24 protein-coding genes are annotated in these 23,789 nt (G+C 40.4%); 20 read left to right on the top strand and 4 right to left on the bottom strand.

Going from position 1 to position 23,789, the window contains the following annotated elements; translation table 11 throughout:
• The first annotated feature begins 369 nt into the window (after positions 1 to 369).
• Together aceB and aceA are read left to right on the top strand one after the other, a co-directional pair.
• On the top strand, positions 370 to 1,965 hold the full coding sequence (gene aceB / locus B4U37_RS06570) for a malate synthase A (protein ID WP_088017581.1): 1,596 nt from the start codon (positions 370 to 372) through the stop codon (positions 1,963 to 1,965).
• A gap of 30 nt (positions 1,966 to 1,995) precedes the next feature.
• The gene (gene aceA, locus B4U37_RS06575; protein ID WP_088017582.1) at positions 1,996 to 3,285 is read left to right on the top strand and encodes an isocitrate lyase; all 1,290 of its coding nucleotides are present in this window, start codon (positions 1,996 to 1,998) and stop codon (positions 3,283 to 3,285) included.
• A 68-nt stretch (positions 3,286 to 3,353) separates the two neighbouring features.
• On the opposite strand, the gene B4U37_RS06580 is transcribed toward aceA, so the two are convergent.
• A complete protein-coding gene (locus B4U37_RS06580) occupies positions 3,354 to 3,599 on the bottom strand; it encodes an IDEAL domain-containing protein (protein ID WP_088017583.1) in 246 nt (81 codons plus the stop codon).
• 193 nt (positions 3,600 to 3,792) lie between these two features.
• Between B4U37_RS06580 and B4U37_RS06585 the strand changes: the two genes are divergently transcribed.
• From B4U37_RS06585 to B4U37_RS06595, 3 genes are all read left to right on the top strand, one after another.
• The gene (locus tag B4U37_RS06585; RefSeq protein ID WP_157663730.1) at positions 3,793 to 4,353 is read left to right on the top strand and encodes a competence protein ComK; all 561 of its coding nucleotides are present in this window, start codon (positions 3,793 to 3,795) and stop codon (positions 4,351 to 4,353) included.
• Between the two features lie 138 nt (positions 4,354 to 4,491).
• Positions 4,492 to 5,214, top strand: a complete 723-nt coding sequence (locus tag B4U37_RS06590) for a DUF421 domain-containing protein (RefSeq protein WP_088020188.1) — start codon at positions 4,492 to 4,494, stop codon at positions 5,212 to 5,214.
• 23 nt (positions 5,215 to 5,237) lie between these two features.
• Entirely contained in the window at positions 5,238 to 5,960 is a 723-nt protein-coding gene (locus B4U37_RS06595) for a DUF421 domain-containing protein (RefSeq protein WP_148964716.1), read from the top strand.
• Here B4U37_RS06595 and B4U37_RS06600 read toward each other — a convergent pair.
• Positions 5,947 to 6,324 carry a YhjD family protein gene (locus B4U37_RS06600; RefSeq protein WP_088017585.1) on the bottom strand — a complete coding sequence of 126 codons (378 nt, stop codon included), beginning with the start codon at positions 6,322 to 6,324 and terminating at the stop codon, positions 5,947 to 5,949. The two genes, B4U37_RS06595 and B4U37_RS06600, sit on opposite strands and share 14 nt — an antisense overlap.
• Before the next feature lie 177 nt (positions 6,325 to 6,501).
• On the opposite strand from B4U37_RS06600, the gene B4U37_RS06605 reads away from it, so the two are divergent.
• Entirely contained in the window at positions 6,502 to 8,493 is a 1,992-nt protein-coding gene (locus B4U37_RS06605; protein WP_088017586.1) for a S9 family peptidase, read from the top strand.
• Between the two features lie 252 nt (positions 8,494 to 8,745).
• Here B4U37_RS06605 and B4U37_RS06610 read toward each other — a convergent pair whose 3' ends face one another.
• Positions 8,746 to 9,717, bottom strand: a complete 972-nt coding sequence (locus B4U37_RS06610) for an IS3 family transposase (protein WP_157663874.1) — start codon at positions 9,715 to 9,717, stop codon at positions 8,746 to 8,748.
• A complete protein-coding gene (locus tag B4U37_RS06615; protein WP_088016917.1) occupies positions 9,654 to 9,959 on the bottom strand; it encodes a transposase in 306 nt (101 codons plus the stop codon). Before B4U37_RS06615 ends, B4U37_RS06610 begins: the two co-directional genes overlap by 64 nt.
• 211 nt (positions 9,960 to 10,170) lie before the next feature.
• Between B4U37_RS06615 and B4U37_RS06620 the strand changes: the two genes are divergently transcribed.
• The 14 genes from B4U37_RS06620 to fabG all read left to right on the top strand — a co-directional run bounded on the left by B4U37_RS06620 (position 10,171) and on the right by fabG (position 23,766).
• Positions 10,171 to 10,539, top strand: coding sequence for a VOC family protein (locus B4U37_RS06620; protein ID WP_088017587.1), 369 nt, complete (start codon positions 10,171 to 10,173; stop codon positions 10,537 to 10,539).
• Between the two features lie 3 nt (positions 10,540 to 10,542).
• On the top strand, positions 10,543 to 11,460 hold the full coding sequence (locus B4U37_RS06625; protein WP_088017588.1) for an aminoglycoside phosphotransferase family protein: 918 nt from the start codon (positions 10,543 to 10,545) through the stop codon (positions 11,458 to 11,460).
• A 92-nt stretch (positions 11,461 to 11,552) separates the two neighbouring features.
• On the top strand, positions 11,553 to 12,158 hold the full coding sequence (locus B4U37_RS06630) for a TVP38/TMEM64 family protein (RefSeq protein WP_010192172.1): 606 nt from the start codon (positions 11,553 to 11,555) through the stop codon (positions 12,156 to 12,158).
• A 112-nt stretch (positions 12,159 to 12,270) separates the two neighbouring features.
• Positions 12,271 to 12,795 (top strand): signal peptidase I, encoded by a 525-nt coding sequence (gene lepB, locus B4U37_RS06635; RefSeq protein WP_088020192.1) that lies wholly within the window; start codon positions 12,271 to 12,273, stop codon positions 12,793 to 12,795.
• A gap of 108 nt (positions 12,796 to 12,903) precedes the next feature.
• The gene (locus B4U37_RS06640; protein ID WP_088017589.1) at positions 12,904 to 16,122 is read left to right on the top strand and encodes a BTAD domain-containing putative transcriptional regulator; all 3,219 of its coding nucleotides are present in this window, start codon (positions 12,904 to 12,906) and stop codon (positions 16,120 to 16,122) included.
• A gap of 183 nt (positions 16,123 to 16,305) precedes the next feature.
• Positions 16,306 to 17,487: a substrate-binding domain-containing protein gene (locus B4U37_RS06645; protein WP_425444107.1), complete on the top strand. Its 1,182-nt coding sequence runs from the start codon at positions 16,306 to 16,308 to the stop codon at positions 17,485 to 17,487.
• Positions 17,488 to 17,564: 77 nt separating this feature from the next.
• Complete coding sequence (locus B4U37_RS06650) at positions 17,565 to 18,332, top strand: ABC transporter ATP-binding protein (RefSeq protein ID WP_088017591.1); 768 nt, start codon at positions 17,565 to 17,567, stop codon at positions 18,330 to 18,332.
• Positions 18,316 to 19,023 (top strand): ABC transporter ATP-binding protein, encoded by a 708-nt coding sequence (locus B4U37_RS06655; protein WP_088017592.1) that lies wholly within the window; start codon positions 18,316 to 18,318, stop codon positions 19,021 to 19,023. The genes B4U37_RS06650 and B4U37_RS06655 overlap by 17 nt, the downstream gene beginning before the upstream one ends.
• 14 nt (positions 19,024 to 19,037) lie before the next feature.
• Entirely contained in the window at positions 19,038 to 19,898 is an 861-nt protein-coding gene (locus B4U37_RS06660) for a branched-chain amino acid ABC transporter permease (RefSeq protein WP_088017593.1), read from the top strand.
• Between the two features lie 16 nt (positions 19,899 to 19,914).
• Positions 19,915 to 20,901, top strand: a complete 987-nt coding sequence (locus tag B4U37_RS06665) for a branched-chain amino acid ABC transporter permease (protein ID WP_245840065.1) — start codon at positions 19,915 to 19,917, stop codon at positions 20,899 to 20,901.
• 13 nt (positions 20,902 to 20,914) lie between these two features.
• Entirely contained in the window at positions 20,915 to 21,091 is a 177-nt protein-coding gene (locus B4U37_RS21905; protein ID WP_157663731.1) for a hypothetical protein, read from the top strand.
• A 4-nt stretch (positions 21,092 to 21,095) separates the two neighbouring features.
• Entirely contained in the window at positions 21,096 to 22,127 is a 1,032-nt protein-coding gene (locus B4U37_RS06670) for a 3-oxoacyl-ACP synthase (protein ID WP_088017595.1), read from the top strand.
• The gene (gene phaZ / locus B4U37_RS06675; RefSeq protein WP_088017596.1) at positions 22,124 to 23,032 is read left to right on the top strand and encodes an intracellular short-chain-length polyhydroxyalkanoate depolymerase; all 909 of its coding nucleotides are present in this window, start codon (positions 22,124 to 22,126) and stop codon (positions 23,030 to 23,032) included. The genes B4U37_RS06670 and phaZ overlap by 4 nt, the downstream gene beginning before the upstream one ends.
• Positions 23,029 to 23,766 (top strand): 3-oxoacyl-ACP reductase FabG, encoded by a 738-nt coding sequence (fabG, locus tag B4U37_RS06680; protein ID WP_088017597.1) that lies wholly within the window; start codon positions 23,029 to 23,031, stop codon positions 23,764 to 23,766. Before phaZ ends, fabG begins: the two co-directional genes overlap by 4 nt.
• The last annotated feature ends 23 nt before the right edge of the window (positions 23,767 to 23,789 follow it).

A 23,789-nucleotide genomic window follows, 5' to 3' on the forward strand; every position in this document is an offset into this window, starting at 1 on the left:
AAATGCAATCCAACTGTCTTGTGTTACTGAATAAGCAATTACATATCGTTTATGTATTTTTTAGCTGTGGATTGGAGCAAATGGCGTAGACTCCAGCGGGGGAGTAACGGTAGATTGAGACCCCGCAACGAAGTGAGGAGGCTCAAGCACCGTCCCGCGGAAAGCGAAGCCATTTGCGGAAAGGAACAGCGACGTTCATAGACTTCATTTAGACTGGACAGTTTATGCCCGGTTTTCTGCGTTTTTTTACCGTGTCGAAAAATATTTGTGCATAAATTTTCAAAAAAGTCTTTTTATAATGAACACTCTGTTATATAATACAATACAAATATACTAACTGTTTCATAACAAGAGAGGAGCAAGTTTATCGTGAATACTGGTACAACAGGAATCAGCGTTACAGGTGTAATGAGAAATGGCTATAAAACTGTACTAACACAGGAAGCATTAAGTTTCATCGAGAAGCTCCATCATACTTTTAATGAGCGAAGAAGAGAATTGTTAACTGCAAGAAAAGAAAGACAGGCAAGAATTGATCAAGGAGAACCATTAAACTTCCTAGAAAGCACAAAAACTATTCGTACAAGTGACTGGAAAGTGAACACCATTCCACAAGATCTCCAAGACAGACGAGTGGAAATAACAGGTCCGGTTGACCGTAAGATGATTATTCATGCACTTAACTCCGGTGCAAAAGTGTTCATGGCGGACTTTGAGGATGCCTCCTCGCCGACTTGGAGCAACATGATAGAAGGGCAAATCAATCTACGTGATGCAAACTTGCGTAAAATTGATTTCACGGCTTCAAACGGAAAAGAGTACAAACTGAAAAAAGAAATTGCCACCCTTCTTGTAAGGCCAAGAGGCTGGCATCTGGAAGAAAAACATATTCAAATCAACAACGAAACAGTTTCTGGCAGCCTTTTCGATTTTGGATTGTATTTCTTTCATAACGTCAAGGTTTTGCAGGAAAATGGAAGCGCTCCATATTTTTATCTTCCAAAGCTTGAAAGTCATCAAGAGGCAAGGTTATGGAATGATGTGTTTGTATTTGCTCAGAAAGAATTGGGAATCGCACAAGGGACCATTAAAGCGACTGTATTGATTGAAACCATAACAGCAGCCTTTGAGATGGATGAAATACTATACGAGCTGAAAGAGCATGCGGCTGGACTGAATTGTGGAAGATGGGATTACATCTTCAGCTTCATAAAGAAATTTAGAAATGATCCGACTTTCCTTTTACCGGACAGAAGCCAAGTAACAATGGCAGTGCCATTCATGAGAGCCTACACCCAATTGGTCATCCAAACTTGTCATAAGCGCGGAGCATTTGCAATAGGCGGGATGGCAGCTCAGATACCGGTGAAAAATGATGAGGAAGCAAACACGCAAGCAATTGCAAAAGTAAGGGAAGATAAACTTCGTGAAGTAAAAGATGGACATGATGGAACGTGGGTAGCGCATCCAGCATTGGTTCCGGTGGCATTAGAAGTTTTCAATGAGCATATGGAAGGGCAGAATCAATTGCACATAAAAAGGGAAGATGTTATGGCGGACGCGGGTGCACTTGTCCAAGTTCCAGAAGGTACGATCACGGCAGATGGACTACGTAAAAACATTCATGTCGGGATGGAGTACATTGCTGCATGGTTGGATGGAAACGGTGCTGTACCGATCTACCATTTGATGGAAGATGCGGCCACCGCGGAAATCTCAAGGTCCCAAGTATGGCAATGGGTTAGACATCCTAAAGCGGAATTAGATGATGGGACTCAAATTACATTAGAGTTAGTCAAACAGCTGATTCAGGAAGAAAAGCAAGCCATCATAGCCAAAGTAGGTCCTAACCGCTTTTCAGATGGAAAGCTAGATCAGGCTGCTACACTTTTTGAAAACCTAATCAAAGATGATAATTTCGCAGAGTTTTTAACACTTCCAGCTTACAATTTATTGGAAGATTAATAGATACCTAAACTAAGGGAGGAATTAATAATGAGAAGAGAAGAAAGAATTGCACAGTTAGAAGAAAGCTGGGAGTTAGAACAAAGATGGAATGGAGTGGAAAGACCGTATTCTGCAGAAGAAGTGATGCGTCTTAGAGGATCCATTGATATTGAACATACATTAGCAAAAAGAGGTTCACAAAAACTTTGGGATCTTCTTCATACAGAGGACTATGTGCATGCACTTGGAGCTTTAACAGGGAATCAGGCGATCCAGCAAGTGAAAGCGGGATTAAAAGCTATATATTTAAGCGGCTGGCAAGTAGCGGCAGATGCCAATCTATCCGGTCATATGTATCCTGATCAAAGTCTCTATCCTGCAAACAGTGTGCCACATGTGGTTAAACGAATCAATCAGGCATTGCAGCGTGCAGATCAGATTCAATACTTAGAAGGAAGCGAAGAGGTGGATTATTTTGCACCAATCGTTGCGGACGCAGAAGCAGGCTTCGGTGGTCAACTGAATGTATTTGAGTTAATGAAAGGCATGATCGAGTCTGGTGCTTCCGGTGTTCACTTCGAGGACCAATTGTCTTCTGAGAAAAAGTGTGGGCATCTTGGTGGGAAAGTATTATTGCCAACTCAAACGGCTGTGAAAAACCTAATCTCAGCACGTCTCGCAGCTGATGTAATGGGTGTGCCGACAGTCTTGATTGCAAGAACTGATGCGGATGCGGCAGATCTTATTACAAGTGATATTGATGAGAACGATCATGCTTTCTTGACTGGTGAGAGAACTGCGGAAGGGTTCTACCGAACAAAGGCTGGCATTGATCAAGCGATAGCTCGTGGCCTTGCTTATGCACCTTATGCGGATTTGATCTGGTGTGAAACGTCCGAACCGAATCTAGAACAAGCAAGAGCTTTTGCGGAAGCCATTCACGAAAAGTTCCCTGGCAAACTGTTGGCTTATAACTGTTCACCTTCTTTCAACTGGAAAGCAAAATTGGATGATGAAACGATTGAAACATTCCAGCAGCAGATTGCCCAGTTCGGCTATAAATTCCAGTTTGTAACTTTAGCAGGATTCCATGCCTTGAATCATGGCATGTTCGAGCTTGCAAGAGGATATCGTGACCGTGGGATGGGAGCATATTCCGAGTTGCAACAAGCCGAGTTCGAAAGTGAGCAATATGGCTATACAGCAACCCGTCATCAGCGCGAAGTTGGTACAGGATACTTCGATGAAGTAGCAAAGCTTGTTTCCGGTGGCACATCTTCCACAACCGCACTGAGCGGCTCAACAGAAGAAGCGCAATTTTATCAAGGGAAAAAGTAACTTCAACATAAACAAGTAAAAGAGAAGAGCCAACCGAGCTCTTCTCTTTATTTAGGCGTTTTAACTCTCTAAGCTGATACGCCCCAATCGTTCAGGAATTTTTTATATCTGGCGGAAAGTAAGTGGAACAGGGAAGGGTCATTGGCATCCAAGGCACTGTCAATTTTCTCTTGCAGAAGGTTTTTGTGGTAGTGGAATAAAGACTCATCAATGATCATCTGAACATACACATTCATCATATAGGCTTCAACGGACACTTTTTTGTTCATCTTTTTCGCTTTCATCAATTCCGTATAAGACTTCTCATTCTTCATGAGTTCCTCACCTCGAGCCTTTTTAATAGTATATTGAGGAACGCAATAAAAATCAACAAATTTTTAAAATATTTAAAATATTTTAAAAACCTTTACACCGTTTGGGTTTTCTGGGAAAATATACATAAATAGTCAAAATAGTGGTTCGATTGTCACGAGATGACAAAGAACACATATGGAAAGGGTGAAGATAATGAAGAACAATGTCGAATTGTCAAGTGATTATGAGATTAATGGCTTTACTATGGCAATCATTCCTGTTGAAATGGAGGGAAATCTTTATTCAAAAGTGCTTGAAGAAGAAGGAGAAATCTATGTTTCATTGCCGCCATTAAAAATCATTGAAGACAGCTGTAACTTTTACGGATCCAGTTTTGAAGGAAGAAAACAAGGTACAAAGGGCATCTCCGGCTATACTCACAAACCCCCAATCGTCATTGATCCGATGAATGACATTTTCTTTTTCCCCACTGCATCACCTACAAATGATAGCTGCATCTGGATTTCACTACATTATGCGTATGAATATAATAAGACCCCTACCGCTAACACAAAAGTGATGTTCCCGAACAACACCATCGTGGAATTTCCCATCTCGAAATCTTCTTATGAGGCACAAATCCACCGTACGTCTCTTTTTCGGGCTAAGCTTCAGCAACGAGTCAATAGGAAAAGAAGCAATTCCAACCGCAGCCTTGTTGCTACACCTGGGATCATGTACAGATTGAGAAATAGTAAGGATTTGCAGAGTTGAGACAGGGTTTAACAGAATAAATAATAACTTCACTAACAGTCTTTCGTAAAAGAAAGGCTTCTTTTTTTTGGAGTGAAAATGTATAACCTTCTCTTTTTGAATAAGGCTAAGAAAAAGGATGGAGGGACGATTCACTTTATGGAACTTTTAATGGATTTATTGAAGGTAATTTTTCGCATTATTACCATTTTGCCATTGATGCTCGTCGTAACCTTATTCATGGGAAAACGTTCTGTTGGGGAACTTCCAGTTTTTGATTTTCTTGTCATCTTAACACTGGGATCAGTGGTTGGTGCAGACATTGCTGAGCCTAATATCCATCACCTTCCTACTGTAGGAGCTATTATTGCGATAGCACTTTTACAAAAGTTGATTGCTTGGTTGAAAATAAAGAACCATAAAGTGGGAAGGCTTCTATCTTTTGAGCCGACTCTTGTCATATATGAAGGGCAATTCCATATAAAAAATATGCGTAAAATCAGTTACTCTATTGATAATGTCCTACAAATGTTAAGGGAAAAGAATGTTTTCCAAATAAAAGATGTTCATTTTGCTTTAATTGAAGCGAACGGAGAGCTATCAGTGAAATTAAAACCGGAAAAAGAACCTGTGAAAATGAAAGATGTGCAGGTTGCCCTGGCAAAACCCTCCGTTGAATACACCGTTATCATGGATGGTAGAGTACAGCCAAAAGCATTAGAATATCTGGAATTAGATGAAGCATGGTTACAGAATGAGCTTCTGAAAAAAAATATTGTAAATATTAAAGACGTATTTTATGCGGCACTAAATGAAGATAGAAGCCTGCATGTTACATTAAAAACCCCCGGTTACACACAAAGTGTACCCATTTTTCATTAAACACTGCTAGGAGGGCGATAAAAGTGGAACTATTTATAGACTTATTAAAGGTCTTGGGGAGAATTATCACGATTCTTCCGCTTATGTTAATTGTAACTCTATTTATGGGAAAGCGGTCCATTGGAGAGCTTCCTGTATTTGATTTCATTGTTATTATCACACTTGGGGCAGTAGTTGGAGCAGATATTGCAGACCCCAGCATCCATCATTTTCCTACTGTAGGTGCAATTATCGCGATAGGTCTTTTACAGAAGGTAATAGCGTGGGGAAAGATAAAAAATCATAAGCTTGGCAGACTTTTAACGTTTGAACCGACCTTAGTCCTCTATGACGGACAATTTCATATTAAGAATATGAAAAAAATAAGTTATTCCATTGACAATATCCTACAGATGCTACGAGAAAAAGATGTATTTAAACTGGAAGATGTTCACTTTGCCCTCATTGAAGCCAATGGAAATATATCCGTGAAGATGAAGTCCAATAAAGAGGTCGCAAAAGTAGAAGATGTTCGCTCGGAAGGATACGTAAACTCTGTGGAATTTCCAGTCATAATGGATGGACGAATCTATATAGAAGCATTAAGATACAAGGGATTAAACGAAGCCTGGCTTCGAGAAGAACTGTTAAAACGGAAAATAACTGGTGTGGAAGATGTATTTTATGCCTCTGTTGATGAACGAAATGACTTACATGTCTCTTTGCGCAAACCTCTAAAAGAACCATCTATTCCTATTTTTCACTAATCGAAGACTCTTCCATCCTCAATATATATTGCATCAAAAGTTCATTCACCTTATTTCTGATTCTCGGGTTGAAATAGTTATGGTGTTCTTCATATCCATTAAACAAAAAAGCATACATGGTGAAGGATTCATCTTGTTTTAATTTGTGGAGCTTCATTTGTTGCTGTTTCATATCGGCTTTTATTTGCTTAAGTTGTAGCTGGATTTTGCGCATTACCTGATCAATGAGAGTAAGATAGGGTTCTTTTAATTTTATTCCGCTGTCTTTAATAATGCTTGTATCTCTTTCTAAAACAATCAGTAACAAAGGAAGATATATCGCCTGTTCAAACAGGTATATTTGTTCTTTTGATAATCTTGTCATTTCATCTTCCTCCTAAAATATTAGAACGTTTGTTCTTATTTATTTTATACCAAAGTCTTAAAAATATGCAAGCAACTTTTTAAACTGTAAATAAAGTTTTTCAAATTTATTAAAGGGGAATTATTTCATTTGTCGAAATAAGTAGAATAGAGAATTTTACATAAGGGAGAGATTTCAATGACAAAAAGAAAAATAGAGTCAACAGATCTGTTTCGTCTAACATCTATTACCGATCCGCAATGGGATAAACATTCCCGTAAGTTTGCGTTTGTGCAGACTACAGTACATGAGGAAGAAAATGAATATCGCTCTACCATTTACGTGGGGGATTTAGAGGGGAACGCCGTACCATTCACATCTGGAAAAGGGAGAGCAACAAGCCCAAGATGGTCTCCTGATGGGAGCAAGCTTGCTTTTGTCTCCAACCGTAATGAGAAAAGCCAACTATATGTTATGCCTGTAAACGGGGGAGAAGCAGAGCAGGTTACTTTCTGTAAAAATGGGGCAAGAGGGCCGGTGTGGTCACCATGTGGAACGAAACTATTGTTTAGTACTTCTGTAGAGAGTGCGGAGGATTTGCATTCTACGAGCTCTAAAAGCGAGGAAAAGAAAAAGCCTGAACCTCTTGTAGTGGAGAAAATGCGCTACAAGTCCGATGCTAAGGGGTTTTTAGATAACAAAAACGATCATCTTGCGCTATTGGATTTGAAAACAAAGGAAGTAAGTCTCCTCACAGAAGGAGACAGGGATTATGGAAGCGCTGCATGGTCGCCTGATGGAACAAAAATTGCTTTTGTAGCAAATCTTGAAGAAAATCCAGATGTTTCGTTGGTTTCTGATGTTTATGTGATGGATGTTCAGTCAAAAGAAAAGAAAAAAATTACACACAGCAACGGTTTCTTTTCCACGATCTCCTTTTCCCCAGACGGTCAGTACCTGGGCTTTTTAGGTCATGAGAAAGAGTTTCAAAGTGCGACGTTGACCCGTGTATGGGTAACTCAGGTTGCAACAGGGGAAACTCATTGCCTAACAGAAAACCTTGATGTGGAGGTTGGAGACGTTGCAATTGGCGATTTCCATTCCGGTAATGTGAACCCTGGACTTATGTGGACAGACGAGAGTGAAGGTTTTTATTTCTTAATGAGTGACCAAGGTGCTACAGGAATCTACTTTGGTTCTTTGGATGGTTCTATGTACCCGATTCATCTCCCGGATGAGCACGTATATGCAGTAAGCATGCTGACGGATACGCATGAAGCAATTGTAGGCGTAAGCAACTCTACAGATCCAGGCGAACTTTACCACCTTGATTTCCGTTCCCAAACACGGACCCAACTGACCAAAGTCAATGAAGCTTGGAAAAATGAAGTAGAATTAAGTGTGGCAGAACCTATCCGTTATAAAGCACCAGATGGTTGGGATTTGCATGGTTGGATTATGAAACCTGCAGGATTTGAAGAAGGAAAGAAATATCCGACCATCTTAGAGGTACATGGTGGACCTCATGCCATGTATGCCAATACTTACTTCCATGAGTTTCAAACTTTGACCGCACAAGGATTTGTCGTGTTATTCACTAACCCGCGTGGAAGCCATGGATATGGCCAGGAATTTGTCGATGCTGTGCGTGGAGATTATGGTGGCAAGGATTATCTCGATGTCATGGCTGCGATGGATTATGCCCTCGAAACATTTGACTTTATCGATGAAAAGAATTTAGGCATTACCGGAGGAAGCTATGGCGGGTTTATGACAAACTGGGTGGTCAGTCACACTGATCGTTTTAAAGCAGCTGTCACACAACGATCCATTTCAAACTGGCTGAGCTTTTATGGTGTCAGTGACATTGGTTACTACTTCTCCGAATGGGAAGTAAAAGGAGATATGGGAGAAAAAGTCGATAAACTTTGGGATCATTCTCCTATCAAATATGTGAGCGATGTCAATACGCCACTTTTAATCTTGCATGGGGAAAAAGATTATCGATGTCCGGTGGAGCAAGCAGAGCAGCTATTCATAGCCTTGAAACAACAAGGGAAGACCACTAAGCTTGTTCGTTTCCCAGGTGCAAATCATGAGCTTTCGAGAAGTGGAGATCCAGCACTTCGTATTCACAGACTAGATCACATTAAGAGCTGGTTTGTAGAGTACTTGGAAGGCGCTAAGTAAAAGGTAGTAAATAGACGGAGCTCTTCCTTTTGGGAGAGCTTCGTTTTACTGAAGTGATAGGAGAAAATGGTTTTGGCACCAACTCGGGTGCTTTTGGCACCAACTTAGGGGATTTTGGCACCAACTGGACTTCTGTCAAGAAAATGGACACTTATATGCCTTGAATTGGCGTACTTTTTTCCTTCCGCGCTCCGTGTTCCACTACGCTTGCACGCCTCTACATAAACAAACAATAAAGTTCACATTGTTTCTTTATGCAGAGGTTTTACGACCCAAATTGGCATCCTTTTGTTGTGCCATTTCATACGCCATTTCGTACTCATTTGGTGTGGCGTATTCTAGGGTTGAATGGATTCTTTTTCTGTTGTAAAACTCCACATAAAATTGCACAGCTGCCATAGCCTCTGCTTTTGTGGTGAAACGAAATTTATTCAAGTATTCTTTTTTCATGGAGGCAAAGAATGATTCCGCACAAGCATTGTCGTATGGAGTGGCTTTCCTACTCATACTGATCTTTGCTTTGGCATCTTCTAGGACGTCGATGTAATCTTTGGAACAGTACTGCGACCCTCTATCTGAATGGTGGATCCAACCTTTTTTCGGTTCCCTTAATTTTATTGCCTCCTTTAACGCTCGAAGAGGTAAACTACGATCCATTCGGTCGCACATTGAATAACTAATAACTTTTCGTCCAAATAAGTCTAGAATTGGATTGAAATAGATGAAACCTTCCATGGTAGAAATATACGTGATATCAGTGACCCAAACCATATTTGGGGCCTCTGGGTTAAACGCTTGTTTCAAGTTGTTTTTAAACGTTCGGTTAGAGTGATCAGAATCTGTAGTGGCAATGAAACTCTTAGGCGGAGTGGCATACAGTCCTAGTACCTTCATTCGCTTGGCTACTGTACTAGCTGATACATTAAAATCGTCATAGTCTACTAACTTTTGATGTATTCTCACACTTCCATACGTCTCTAGATTGTCATAAAAATGAAAACGGATACGGTCATCAAGTTGCCTTCTCCACTGTTCTCGTTCCGTTTCTTCTCGTTCTAACCGTTTCACATACAAATAGTATCCAGATGTAGTCACACCAAGGGCTCTGCACATCATCACTACAGTGTGTTCATCCCGATGGGAATGAATAAACGCAAACCTTACTTCTTTTCTTGCGTGAAGATGTGCATGGCCTTTTTTAAGATCGTTAACTCTTCTTCTAATTCAAGTTTACTTTTTCTTTCTGCTTCAAACATTTCTCTGTATTCTGTAGCTGTTAGTAGTTGATTTTGAGCATTTTTTTCTTCTGCTTTCTTCTGATCCCGGTACTTCTTTAACCATTTTTGTAGGGTATCATAAGGAATATCTAGGTTTTGGCTCACATCGACTATTTTATGTCCGTCTAATTCAATTTGTTTCACTACAAATTCCTTGAATTCTGGGGAGTAGGATTTGTATTTTGCCATGATTAACACGTCCTTTTTATTGTTGATTATGATTAAATCATGACGCCAATAGGTGTGTCCACTTTTTATACTACATCCACAACTTAGGGAATTTTGGCACGAACTCGAGTGCTTTTGGCACGAACTTAAGGAATTTTGGCACCAACTCGCATCCGTTTTGCACCAACTCTCTAGAAAACTATCTAAATCAATACAAGGGGGAACAATCTATATGATAAAAGGTCTTGATCACATCGTTTTATTCTGTAAAGACACGGAAAAATCCAAGGAATGGTACACAAATGCAGGATTTCAATACTCACATGGTTATGAAGGAATGCATTGGTTCCACTTAGGAAGCGGTCTGGTAATGCTTCATCCAGCAGGCGAAACAAGCCCAGGTATTACAGAGGTGCATGCAGCTGTTGAAAATGTTAATAAGTTATTCCAATTTGTCACAGAAAATGGGCTTACTCCTATAGACCATCAGAATGGCAATAAAACACTAACTGAGCCGGTCACTCGGCCATGGGGAGACATCCAGTTTGAACTGGAGGATCTAGATGGTCATCGCTGGGCATTTACACAGCGTGGAGAATAGAGCATGGTCATTCTCCCTCCAAATTATGTTCAGACAATAAGGAACATCCACCAAGAAAAAGGGAAAGTGTGGTTGCAGAACATTCCCTCCTTAATTAACTTCTGTGAGGAAAAGTGGAGTCTGAAGGTTCTCGCTCCATTTGACCTTTCGTATAATTTTGTTGCCCCTGCCAAGAAAATGGATGGAGCCCAAGTTGTTCTGAAACTTTCCCTTCCGAACAAGGAATTCCGTTCAGAAGTGGAAGCGTTAAGCTTCTTTGCCGGAGAGGGCATGGTCCAAGTCATAGACACTGATGTTGAAAAAGGAATATTGATGTTAGAACGTCTATCTCCAGGTCATACCCTGGCAACGCTAGAGAATGAAGTGGAAGCAACCGAGATTGCTGCCGGTATCATGAAATCGTTATGGGTACCAGATACATCAGGTTCCAGTCTCCCTCAGATTGAAGAAAGAGAGCAAAGCCTCATGAATTTTTTCAAAGCACATCCGATAGGTAAAGCTCCTATTACACAAAATCTTCTTAAGAAAGCCATTCATACATTCCGAAGCTTGTTGGATGACAAAAAGGAAAGGTATATTTTACATGGAGACCTTCATCATTACAATATCTTAAAATCGCATTCATCTTGGGTGGCAATCGACCCTAAAGGATTGGTGGGAGAACGGGAGTACGATACCATTCAATTTCTTCTAAACAATCTTCCGGATGATAAGTTAGAACAAACCATATCGAAAAGAATTGCTGTTTTGGTGGATAATTTGAAACTGGATGAACGACGAATCCTTGCGTGGGGGTTCGCACACTCTGTACTCTCTGTTTGCTGGTCGTTGGAAGACGGGGAAGAATATAGTGAACCATTTTATAAAAGCATATTTGTATTTGAGAAATTACATAATGAAAAGTTTGGCTGTTTAACATAGTAAAATTATTAAATGAGGTTATTTAATGGGACAATAAAGGAATAATTAGTACAATAGAGAAAGATGACTAGCAGAGAAGTGGAGATAGTGGAATGGAATTTATAGAATATATAAAAGAATTACTGACAATGGAAAATCTTCTGGAGGTATTGGAAGAGTATCAATCATTTGGACCACTACCAGGTTTCTTGTTAGTGGTGCTGGAAGCTTTTCTTCCTTTTCTTCCTTTGATTGTAATCGTGATGGCAAATGCCGCTGCTTTTGGTCTTTGGTTGGGTTTTTTAATTTCATGGTCAGGGGCCGTGGTCGGAGCAGTGATTGTTTACTATTTTGTACATAAACTGCAAAGATACCCAAGGATCCAGGCTTTGCTAAGAAAAGAGAAAATAAGGAAAATGATGTCTTGGATTGAGAGGCATGGCTTCGGGCCCATATTCTTTTTACTGTGTTTTCCGTTTACTCCGTCATTTTTGATCAATGTGGTTGCCGGGTTGTCCAAAATAAAGTTTTATCAATTTTTTCTGGCGTTGGTAGCCGGGAAAATGGTTATGATTTTTACCATCAGCTATATTGGCTATGACATCATTTCGTTTATTCGTGCGCCGATTAAAACAGCCATCGCCATTACCATTATGCTGGTATTATGGTTTATCGGTAAAAAAGTAGAACTGCGTCTACAACTCTCAGGCGAAAAATAAACAATTGTTTGTAAAAATTCAGTATATTATGATAATATTAAAGTACAAAAGACCTAGATAAATATTCGGGGGTTATGAATTGAAAGAAAAGATCACAAAACGTAAATCAGCAATGAAATGGTTGATTGTCACATTCCTTTTGGTGCTTATGATTCGTGCGCTTTTCTTTTCTAATTATATTGTAGAAGGGCATTCCATGAATCCAACATTGGAGCAAGGGAATTTCCTAATGGTTAATAAAATGGTTTACTCCTTTACGAAGCCGGAACGATTTGATGTGGTCGTTTTTCAACAAGAAGATGAGGATATCCATTACGTAAAAAGAGTAATAGGGTTGCCAGGTGACCAAATTGAATACAAACAAGATATGCTTTATGTAAATGGAGAACAAGTAACAGAGCCGTTTATCTCTCCTGAGCGCTTGAAAATTTTTGGCGGCAACTTTACAGGTGATTTTTCTTTAGAAGAGTTGACGGGTGAAGATGCAGTACCGAAAGGTCATGTATTTGTTATAGGAGATAATAGGCTAAATAGCTTAGACAGCAGGCACTTTGGGTTTGTGAAAATAGAAGACATAGTCGGAAAAGTCCATGTCCGCTACTGGCCATTCGATGAATTTAATACGACCTTCAAGTAAAGAACAGCTTTTGATATGATTAGCTGTTCTTTTTAGTGTTTTTAGAAGCCTGTAATATTATAATAACAGTAATAGACTTAAAATTCAGAAAAAAAGGGGGGCGGGTAGATGCCATCTCAAGAGACGGTATTGCAGACTAAAATTACGATACCTACAATCAAAGAACATGTTTTAAGAAGGGTTAAAATTGCAAGAAAAATGAAAGCGGTTACTAACTTCGGCGTTACCATTATTCATTCAGGTCCAGGTTATGGAAAGAGCACAATTGTGGCCTCCTTCGCACCTACATTTGATGCCATCTCCTTTTGGTATACCGCAACAGCTTTTGATGATGAATTAATCCCCTTTCTACGATATGTAGTCCACTCAATCAGAAATAAGAAAAAGCAGTTTGGAGAAGGTTTATTAAGTTATGTAAATAAAATGGATCGATATATCCGTGAGGAGGAGATTCAAGATTTATGCTCACTCTTCATCAATGAAATAGCCCAAATCGATGACACGCTCGTTTTAATTATAGATGATTTTCATTTTGTACAGAAAAATCCTGAAATTGTCACATGGTTTCATTGGCTGCTGCAGCATATTCCAAGTAATCTTCATTTGATTTTAATAACAAGGGAAAAGCCAAATTGGGAAGTTATTACCGCAATGAAGGTGAAGAATGAACTATTGGAAATAACGGAGGAGGATCTCAAGTTCTCTAGGGAAGAAGTAGAGGTGCTTCTGGAAGATATTTATATGCTGGAAGTAGAGATTGATGATATTGAACAGATTTATACCTTGTCAGAAGGGTGGGTCATGGCGTTAGGATTATTAAGTCAAAGGTTGGTAGAAGAAACCTCCACCGCTGGATTGATCACTGCGCAGGGGAAATTGGAAGATTTATTTAAGTACTTAGCAACGGAAGTGTTTTTAAAGCAGACACCGATGATTCAACAGTTCTTGGAGCAGACTTCCATTATGGATGTGCTTAACGGGGAGATGTGTGATGAGGTCCTGGGGATTAACGGGTCCAACTACATTCTTCAGTCCTTAACCGAACGTCATATGTTTATAACCTCAACAGGAATGAACCAATATCGTTATCATGCACTTTTTAAAGAATTTCTGGAAAGAAGATTACTCGAGCAGGACGAGCAATTCATGCTTTTACATAAACGCTGTGCAAGGTGGTATATGAAACAGCGAGATTTTCTGCCTGCAATTTCGCATTTTGAAAAGATTGGCGATTATTCCTCTATCGGAGTTCTAATCCATGAAAACGGGATTCAGTTGATGGAACAAGGACAGCTATCCTATGTCTTGGAAAAATTGCTTAAAATAAATGACGAAATAAAAGATAGATATTATATGCTTTGGTATATACAAGGGGAGATTCTCCGTTACCGATGTCATTATGAGGAGTCTGAAAAGGCTTATAGAAATGGGCTGGACGCTGCTAGGAAGTCTGGAGATGTACTTGTAATCATAAGATCCTTAAAAGGAATTGCAAAAATATATCTGGACACTATCCAACCGATAAAAGCTGAAAGAGTCTTATCAGAAGCAATTATGTTAATGGAATTATGTCCTATTGAAAAGAAAGAGGAAAATCAATTATATGCCATTATGGCAGAGAATTTCTTGAATGCAGGGCATGCTCCAAAAGCGCTGGAATGGTTCGAGAAGCTTGATTCGGACTATAAACAAGAGGAGGCAGGAAATCTTGAAGCAAGAATCCTGTTGCGTTCAGGAAACCTGCATCGAGCCAAAAAACTACTCCTATGCAAGAAAAAAGATCACACAGAAGGGGCACTGCCGCAGTCACACCGCGAGACAGATCTATTATTATCACTGGTCGAAGCTTTCATTGGAAATGCAGACCAAGCAAAAAAACTGGCTGATGCGGGAATTAAACAAGGAATTAAACTTCAAGCTCCTTTTGTGGAGGCTTGTGGATGGATTCGTTTAGGACATGCTGTTCAGTTAATGGACATATATGATAGTGCGCTTGCCAAAGAATGCTATCAAACTGCGCTGGAAATTATGGAAGAATTGAATGTTTCAAGAGGAAAAGCAGAAGCGAACATGGGGCTATGTATTTTGTATACTAATCAAGGTGCCTATGAGAAAGCCATTCTATGTGGGGAAGAGGCACTGAAAGAAACGGAAGAAGTAAAAGATAATTGGCTATCCGGTCTCATCTATCTGGCGATGAAAATAGCTTCTATTCACCATGGGATGTGGGATATGGCAGAATATTATGGTCTCCGTGCGAGCAAGCTTTTGCGTAATTGCGGCGATCAGTATGCAGAGATGTTGCTGTCTTTTTGGAAATCCATTTACTACTTTGAACGGCAGGAGTGGAAAGGATTTACACAATCCATGAATGATTTTTTAAACTTCTTACAAACTGGAAACTATGAATTTATACTATCTAACAGAACGACCTTTGGGCCAAACGATCTTCAAAAATTCACTCCGCTTCTGATGGAAGCGCAGAATAGGGAGATTCAGGGGGCATACGTTACGTCTTTACTGAATGAACTTGGATTTTCCCATATCCAGAACCATCCAGGTTACACTTTGAAAATTCAAACACTAGGAAACTTCAAAGTTTGGCTTGGTCAGAAAGAAGTAGGGGCAAAAGATTGGCAGCGTGCAAAAGCGAAAGAATTGCTGGAGTTGTTTGTCACCAAAAGAAACAAACAATTAGTAAAGGATGAAATATTTGCTGCGCTTTGGCCAACTGGATCTGAACAAACAGTGGCGAGAGACTTTAAAGTAGCACTTAACGCACTTAACAATGCATTGGAGCCGGTGAGAAAAGCAAGAACCGAGCCTTTCTTCATACAAAGGGAAGGGAATACCTATGGATTGAATCCCAATTGCGGCTATGTTCTGGATTGTAGTGAGTTTGAATCGTATGCTTCAGCCGGACTGGAAGAACAAGATCCTGCAAGAGCCATAACTTATTTAGAAAAAGCATTGGTTTTATATAAGGGAGATTTCCTTCCAGATCAGAAATATGCAGATTGGTGTCTGAATGAAAGGGAGAGACTACTGGTCTACTATCTTCGATGCAGTGAAAAGTTTGCACAACTTTTGGTGTCACGGAAGGAATTTGATTCCGCTATACAGTTATGCGAGAAAGTTATTGAAAAGGACCCCACTTGGGAAGAAGCCTATCGTTTGCTGATGTTTTGTTATTATCATAAAAACAATCGATCACAAGCGATGAGATGGTTTGCGAAATGCAAACACTATTTGGAAAGTGAGCTTGGCGTAGAGCCAATGTTTTCCACGAAGAAAATGTACGATATGGTGCTTGGAAAAGCCAACTGACCCCGCCTCAATGGTGGGGTTTTTTAATGTAATGTGATTGATTTCCTTTAAGCCTTTTTCTCTTTGTAACCCATTTGTAACCACCTCGTCTTAAACTGAAATTACAACTTAAACAATTTAAAGAGTTAAGGGGGAAGGTAAATGAAAAGGTGGAAGTCAGGATTTCTTCTTATTTGTGTCTTCATGTTGGTGCTGGCGGGCTGTAGCGACAGCAATGCTGGAACCGAAACAGATTCAAGTGGTGATGGAGATAAGAAGGTAATTAAAGTGGGGGTGCTCGCTTCTTTAACAGGTGCGCTTGAAACGTATGGAAAGCAGACGGTACAGGGCTTTGAACTTGGTCTTGAGTATGCTACAGAAGGAACAATGGAAGTGAACGGTCACAAGATAGAGTTTGTAGTGGAAGACACCGAAACCAAACCGGAAGTAGCGATTCAAAAAGCTACAAAACTATTAGAAGAAGATGAGGTGGATTTCCTTGTTGGATCTTCAAGTTCTGGTGACACATTGGCGGTACTGCCTCTTGCAGAAGAATATGAAAAGGTAATGCTCGTCGAACCAGCAGTGGCAGATAGTATTACTGGGGCAGATTGGAACAAATATATTTTCCGTACGGCACGAAACTCCTCTCAAGATGCGGTGGCTGGAGCAGCAGCAATTGCAGGTGATGGAGTGAAGATTGCTACATTGGCACCTGATTATTCATTTGGTCATGATGGAGTAGCAGCTTTCAAAGAAGCAGCATTAGAGCTGGGAGCAGAAATTGTTTTGGAAGAATACGCGGATCCGGCTGCAACTGATTTTACATCTAATATCCAAAAGATTCTGGATGCCGACCCTGACTATCTGTTTGTTGTATGGGCAGGTGCAAATTCTCCTTGGAACCAGATTTCTGATATGAAAGTGCAGGAACGAGGGATCAAGATTTCTACAGGTGCTCCCGATATAGCCGCTCTGCACACGATGGAACAGTTGATCGGTATGGAAGGGTTCTCTGTCTACTACCATACACTGCCTGATAATCCAATTAATGATTGGTTGGTGGAAAAACATAAGGAAAAGTTCAACGGTGAAGTACCAGATCTGTTTACACCTGGAGGGATGACGGCTGCCATCGCTATTGTGGAAGCATTGAAGAAAACTGAAGGAGATACAGATTCTGATTTAATTATAGAAACGATGGAAGGCATGAGCTTTGATACACCAAAGGGTCAAATGACGTTCCGACCTGAGGATCATCAAGCGATGCAAACTTTATATGCTGTGCGTCTTGAGAAAGTGGATGGATTCGATTACCCAGTTCCTGTATTAATGAGGGAGCTGTCCCCAGATGAAACAGCTCCTCCAATTCGTAACAATCAATAAGTAGGTGTGGAACTTTGGAGCGATGCTCTAAAGTTCCTTCGTGTTATTGGAAATCTATAAAAAGGGGGTTACGCACTTTGAATCCAATTTTGCAGACTAAGGATGTAACGATTGCTTTTGGTGGCCATGTGGCAGTGAACTCAGTGAATTTTTCTGTAGAGCCTTACCACTTTAAATCCATCATTGGTCCAAATGGAGCAGGAAAGACTACATTTTTCAATCTATTAAGCGGACAGTTAAAGCCTACAAATGGTGAAGTGATTTGGAAAGGGGAGGACATAACAAAGTTTTCTCCCATGAAAAGGACCCGCAAAGGTATCGGAAGGTCGTTTCAAATTACAAACGTTTTTCCAAATCTGACGGTATTGGAAAATGTTCGGCTGGCAGTGCAGTCCCAACGAGGGGTCAGGTATAACATGCTTTCCCATTTCATGCATTTTAAGGAGTTTGAAGAACGGTCATTAGAACTTTTAGAGACAGTCCTTCTGGATGATAAAGCACAAGCCCTTGCAAAAAACTTGGCACATGGTGAAAAGAGGAAACTTGAAATTGCCATGCTTCTGGCATTGGAAACCGAAATGCTTCTTTTAGATGAGCCAACGGCAGGCATGTCGATTGAGGAAGTTCCGGCAATACTGGAGGTCATTAAACTAATAAAAGCCAAGGGAGACAGGACAATCATACTAATTGAACATAAAATGGACATGATATTAGACTTATCGGATTCTGTAACCGTACTTTTCAATGGGAAGTTGTTAGCAGACGGCACACCTGATGAAATCATGAAAAATGAAACAGTACAGTCGGCGTATTTGGGAGGGTTGTATGATGACGACGCTTCTTAAAGTAGAGGAAATTCAGACGTATATTGAACAATTTCATATTTTGCAAGGTGTTAATTTTGAAGCGAAACAAGGAGAAGTGACCGTAATACTAGGAAGAAACGGGGCAGGAAAAACCACAACTCTTAGAAGTGTGATGGGACTGAATCCTCCACAAGAGGGATCAATTGTATTTGATGGTCAGGATATTACCGGAATGGCGACGTATGATATTGCAAATATAGGCATTGGCTATGTCCCAGAAGATCAAGGAGTATTCGGAGAATTGACAGTGGAAGAGAATATGAAAGTTGCCATGAAAAAAACAGATGAAGAAACTCTCGCAAAATTGGATTGGGTATTAGACTTGTTCCCCGATTTAAAAACATATTGGAAAAAGCGAGGAGGGAACTTAAGTGGCGGACAAAAGCAGATGCTTGCAATTTCTCGTGCTTATGTTAATAACAGCAAGCTTCTGTTAATAGATGAACCAAGTAAGGGGCTAGCTCCGATCATGGTAGAAAAGGTAATGGACTCCATCCAACAGATGAAAAAAGAAACGACCATTATTCTGGTAGAGCAGAATTTTTATATGGCAAGTACTATCGGGGATTGTTTCTATATATTGGATGACGGGAGGACCGTGCACCATGGCCGCATGCATGAGCTGAAGGAAAATGAGGAGCTCAGAAAGCAATATCTAGGTATCGCATAAAGGAGGGGCAGATAGTGGATGTTTTGGTGAATTTGACGGTAAACGGATTAGCTACGGGAATGTTGATTTTTTTGTTGGCTGCTGGTCTGACATTAATATTCGGATTAATGGATGTCCTTAATTTTGCTCACGGGGGGTTGTTTGCCTGGGGTGCCTTTTCAGGAGTGTGGGTATATTCGGCAACAGGCAGCTTTATGGTAGGAATTATTGCTGCAATCGGTACTGGACTCATACTAGGGTTGGCACTTGAGCGATTCATCATCCAGCCGGTATACGGAAATCATGTTCAACAGATTCTTATTACGTTAGGCGTCATGCTTGTATTAAGTGAAATGATTAAAGTGGTGTTCGGCCCAAATCAGATTAGCGCAAGAACTCCGTCATACTTGAGTGGCAGCTGGGAGTTTGGAGATATCATCATTATTAAATATCGGTTATTTATCATCATTATAGGTACTCTTGTCTTCGGGGCTATCTTCTATACATTAAGAAATACGAAAATTGGCCTCATAGTTCGAGCAGGTGTAATCAACAAGGAAATGGTGCAGGCATTAGGCATCAATATTAAAAGGGTGTTTATGCTCGTATTTATGGCAGGTGCGGCAATGGCGGCACTTGGTGGCATGCTGCTTGGACCATATTCAGGCGTCATTTATGCGGAAATGGGGCTGGAATTTGGGATCTTGGCATTCATTGTGGTGGTAATCGGTGGTATGGGAAGTATAACAGGTTCTGTCCTTGCAGCCATCTTGGTCGGATTGAGTGGATCATTTATGGCCTATTTCGTTCCTGATTTGGCATTGGCAGTGAATATGTTGCTTATGACCATCGTTTTGATATTCCGCCCACAAGGATTATTCGGGGTAAAGGGGTGAGAAGATGAACAGATTTATGACAGTACCAAATACCGTATATATCATCATTTTTTTAATGCTTCTTGCTCTTCCGTTTGTCACAGATTCTCGTACTCTATTAATCATGTTTACTCAAATCTTTCTTTTTGCCATATTCGCCATGAGTTATGATATCTTGCTCGGTTATACGGGAATCGTTTCGTTTGGCCATGCCATGTTTTTTGGGATTGGAGCCTATTCTACCGGGATTATTTTGAAGCAATATGACAGTACCATTCCTATGCTACTAATGGCAGTGCTCGTAGGGGCTGTTATAGCGGGTATTGTAAGCTATGTTGTTGGGATGCTTTCCCTTAGGTTAAAAAGCCACTTCTATGCTATGTTAACCCTTGCCTTCTCTGGACTGTTTCTAGTATTGGCGGAAAAGTGGCGAACACTCACATATGGAAATGATGGATTTACATTCAGTATCCCTGATCCTTTGCGTGACAGATTAAATTTATACTTGTTGTCTTTAATCTTAATGGTCATAATTTTTCTTTTACTAAAGAGGTTTACACATTCTCCTCTCGGAAGGGTTCTCCAGGCAATTAGAGAGAATGAAGATCGTACAGAATCGCTTGGCTACAATGTGCTGCATTATAAAGTCATAGCGAGTGTGGTAGCAGGTGTTTTTGCTAGCTTTGCCGGTAGTCTCTATGTATTGACTCTAAGGTTCGTTAATACGTCTGTCTTTGCGGTAGATGTCACTTTGGATGCCTTATTAATGACCATCATAGGTGGTGTTGGGACTTTAATAGGGGCAATCATTGGAGCAGGATTGATAGAGTTTGCGCACCATTGGTTATCAGACCTTGCAAAAGTACACTGGATTTTTGAGCGCTGGATTATTTTCTTTGGAATTCTTTATATTGTCGTGGTGATGTTTTTCCCGCAAGGTATTGTTGGAACCATCAGATTATGGTGGTCGAGAAGAAAAGGAACACAAATTAGAGTGAGGAAAGAAAAGAATATATCAAGTTAATGGGAGTGATTGGATGAGCAGTCAGCCACAAGTTGCATCTTTTGTAGTCAGATGTGCCGGATTTTTGGATGCAGGACAGCCGTCGCCAACTTGGAGAATAACAGTCAGCCATGTGCAAGGGGAAGAAGAAATAACGGTTACTTCCTTTGAAGAAGTCAGTGAATATATGAAAGAAAAACTAAGTGGGTGAATGTATGGCACAGATTGGGATTGTAAGTGTCGGAACATTTATTCCAGAAAATTTCATGACTAGCAAGGAAATTGCCGAAAAATCTGGAATACCTATAGAGGTGGTGGAAGATAAACTGGGGATAAAATCTAAGCCTGTAGCTGCAATTGAGGATCATACGTGTGAAATGGGTATAAAAGCTGCACGTATTGCCTTGGAAAAGGGGGATATTGCTCCAGAAGAAATAGACCTAATCATCTACATTGGGGAAGAACATAAAGAATATCCGCTATGGACAGCAGCCTTATACATGCAGCAACAGCTTGGGGCGGTAAATGCGTTCGGCTTTGATATGGGATTGAGATGTGGAACCACCATCATGGGATTGAAAGTTGCTAAAGACATGATGATAGCGGATGACTCTATTCAGACAGTTTTACTTGCAGGTGGATATCGTAACGAAGATTTCATTGATTACACCAACCCACGCACCAGATTCATGTATAACCTTGCAGCAGGTGGAGGAGCCATTTTATTAAGAAAAGATCATGGTGAAAACTCTTTATTGGCTACCCATCTCATAACGGATGGATCTTTTTCAGAGGACGTGGTAGTCGTTGCGGGAGGAACAAAACATCCCATATCTAAAGAAGCAATGGAAAAAGGTTTAAATAAGCTCGATGTACTTGATCCGGTAGGAATGAAAGCCAGATTAGAAGAGAAATCCATGAAGAATTTCTTGAAAGTGATTCGATTGTCGTTATCGAAAAGCGGTCTTACAGAAAAGGAGCTAGATTACCTCGGAATTCTTCACATGAAAAAATCAGCCCACCATTATGTACTAAAGGAACTAAGGTTGTCTGAGCAACAATCTATCTATCTCGAAGATTACGGCCACATTGGTCAAATCGATCAAATTCTTTCATTGGAGCTTGCTTTACAACAAGGCCGAATCAAATATGGAGACAATGTGGTGCTGGTGAGTGCAGGGATTGGCTATGCTTGGGGTGCAACCACTATTCAATGGGGGAAACCACAAAAGGAGGTTGAAAAATGATTGTTCAAAAACAAGTGAAACTGCCAAATGGGGAGACATTTGGTTATAGAGAACGAGTTGGCTCTGGTGCCACCATTTTGCTCATTCATGGTAATATGACTTCCTCTAAGCATTGGGATTTGCTTATGGAGAACATAGATCCTTCTTTACATCTTGTAGCTGTGGATATGCGGGGGTTTGGTGAATCATCCTATCACGAAAAAATTTACTCCATCAAAGACCTGGCAGATGACATAAAGCTATTTGTGGATGAATTGAAGCTATCCGACTTTACGATAATTGGGTGGTCAACAGGCGGAGCGGTAGCTATGCAATTTGTAGCTGAGTATCCTAACTTTGCTAAAAAGCTCATCTTACTGGCTTCAGCATCTACAAGAGGATATCCGTTGTTTGAAACCGATGAAAACGGGCAACCTGATCTTTCCAAAAGACTATCAAGTTATGAACAGGTATTGCAGGACAAGACCAGGACCATTACCATATCCCATGCATATGCAAGCCGAAATAAAGAGGTATTGAGAATGATATGGAATTATGCCATCTACCATGACAATCAACCGGAAGCAAGTCGGTATGAAGAGTACCTTGAAGATATGCTGACACAGCGTAATTATCCAGAAATTCTCCATGCCCTTAACATGTTCAATATAAGTAATCACCATAATGGGCTGAAAGAAGGGACAGGGGAAGTGGAGAATATCAACATTCCGGTTCTCGTATTGGCTGGTCAAAAGGATCTTGTCATTTCCGAACAAATGTCAAAAGAAGTGGTGGAGGATCTAGGAGAGGTCGCGACGTTTCTTTCACTTAAAGGGTGCGGCCACTCTGCACAAGTGGATGATTTACCACAATTATTGCAAGCGATTACAACTTTTGTAGCCAAACAGGAGGAACAATACAAATGAGATTAGAAGGAAAAGTTGCCATCATAACCGGTGCAGCCAATGGGTTGGGTTTAGAGGCTGCACGTGTATTTTTAAAAGAGGGTGCAAAGGTTGCATTGGTAGATTATGATGCAACATTAGGAGAACAAAGAACTGGAGAGCTCCAAGCAGAAGGGGAAGCGGCATTTTACCAAGTGGACGTTTCAAATCAGGCCATGGTAGTAGAGATGGTATCCATGGTTAAAGAGAGATTCGGAAAGATTGATATTCTCATTAACAATGCAGGTATTACAAAAGATAATATGCTTCTGAAGATGAGTGGAGAAGACTTCCAAAAAGTAATGGATGTTAATGTAAATGGTGTCTTTAACTGTACGCAAGCAGTAGTGCCTTATATGCTGGAAAACGGCAAAGGAAAAATCATCAATACATCATCTGTAAGCGGGGTTTATGGGAATGTCGGACAGACCAATTATGCTGCTTCTAAAGCGGCAGTGGTGGGGATGACAAAATCATGGGCAAAGGAATTCGGCAGGAAAAACATTAATGTGAATGCTGTGGCACCTGGATTTGTGGACACTAATATGGTGGCAACCGTCCCAGAGAAAGTGATCCAAAGCTTGTTGCAAGTCATCCCCCTCCAGCGACTCGGCAAGCCAAGTGATATAGCGAATGCGTACCTGTATCTTGCTTCAGATGAATCAGATTATGTGAATGGTACAGTTCTCCATGTAGATGGCGGGATTATGATGTAAAAGTAAATATACACTAATAAACT

The sequence above is a fragment of the Sutcliffiella horikoshii genome, assembly GCF_002157855.1.
Lineage (GTDB): Bacteria > Bacillota > Bacilli > Bacillales > Bacillaceae_I > Sutcliffiella_A > Sutcliffiella_A horikoshii_C.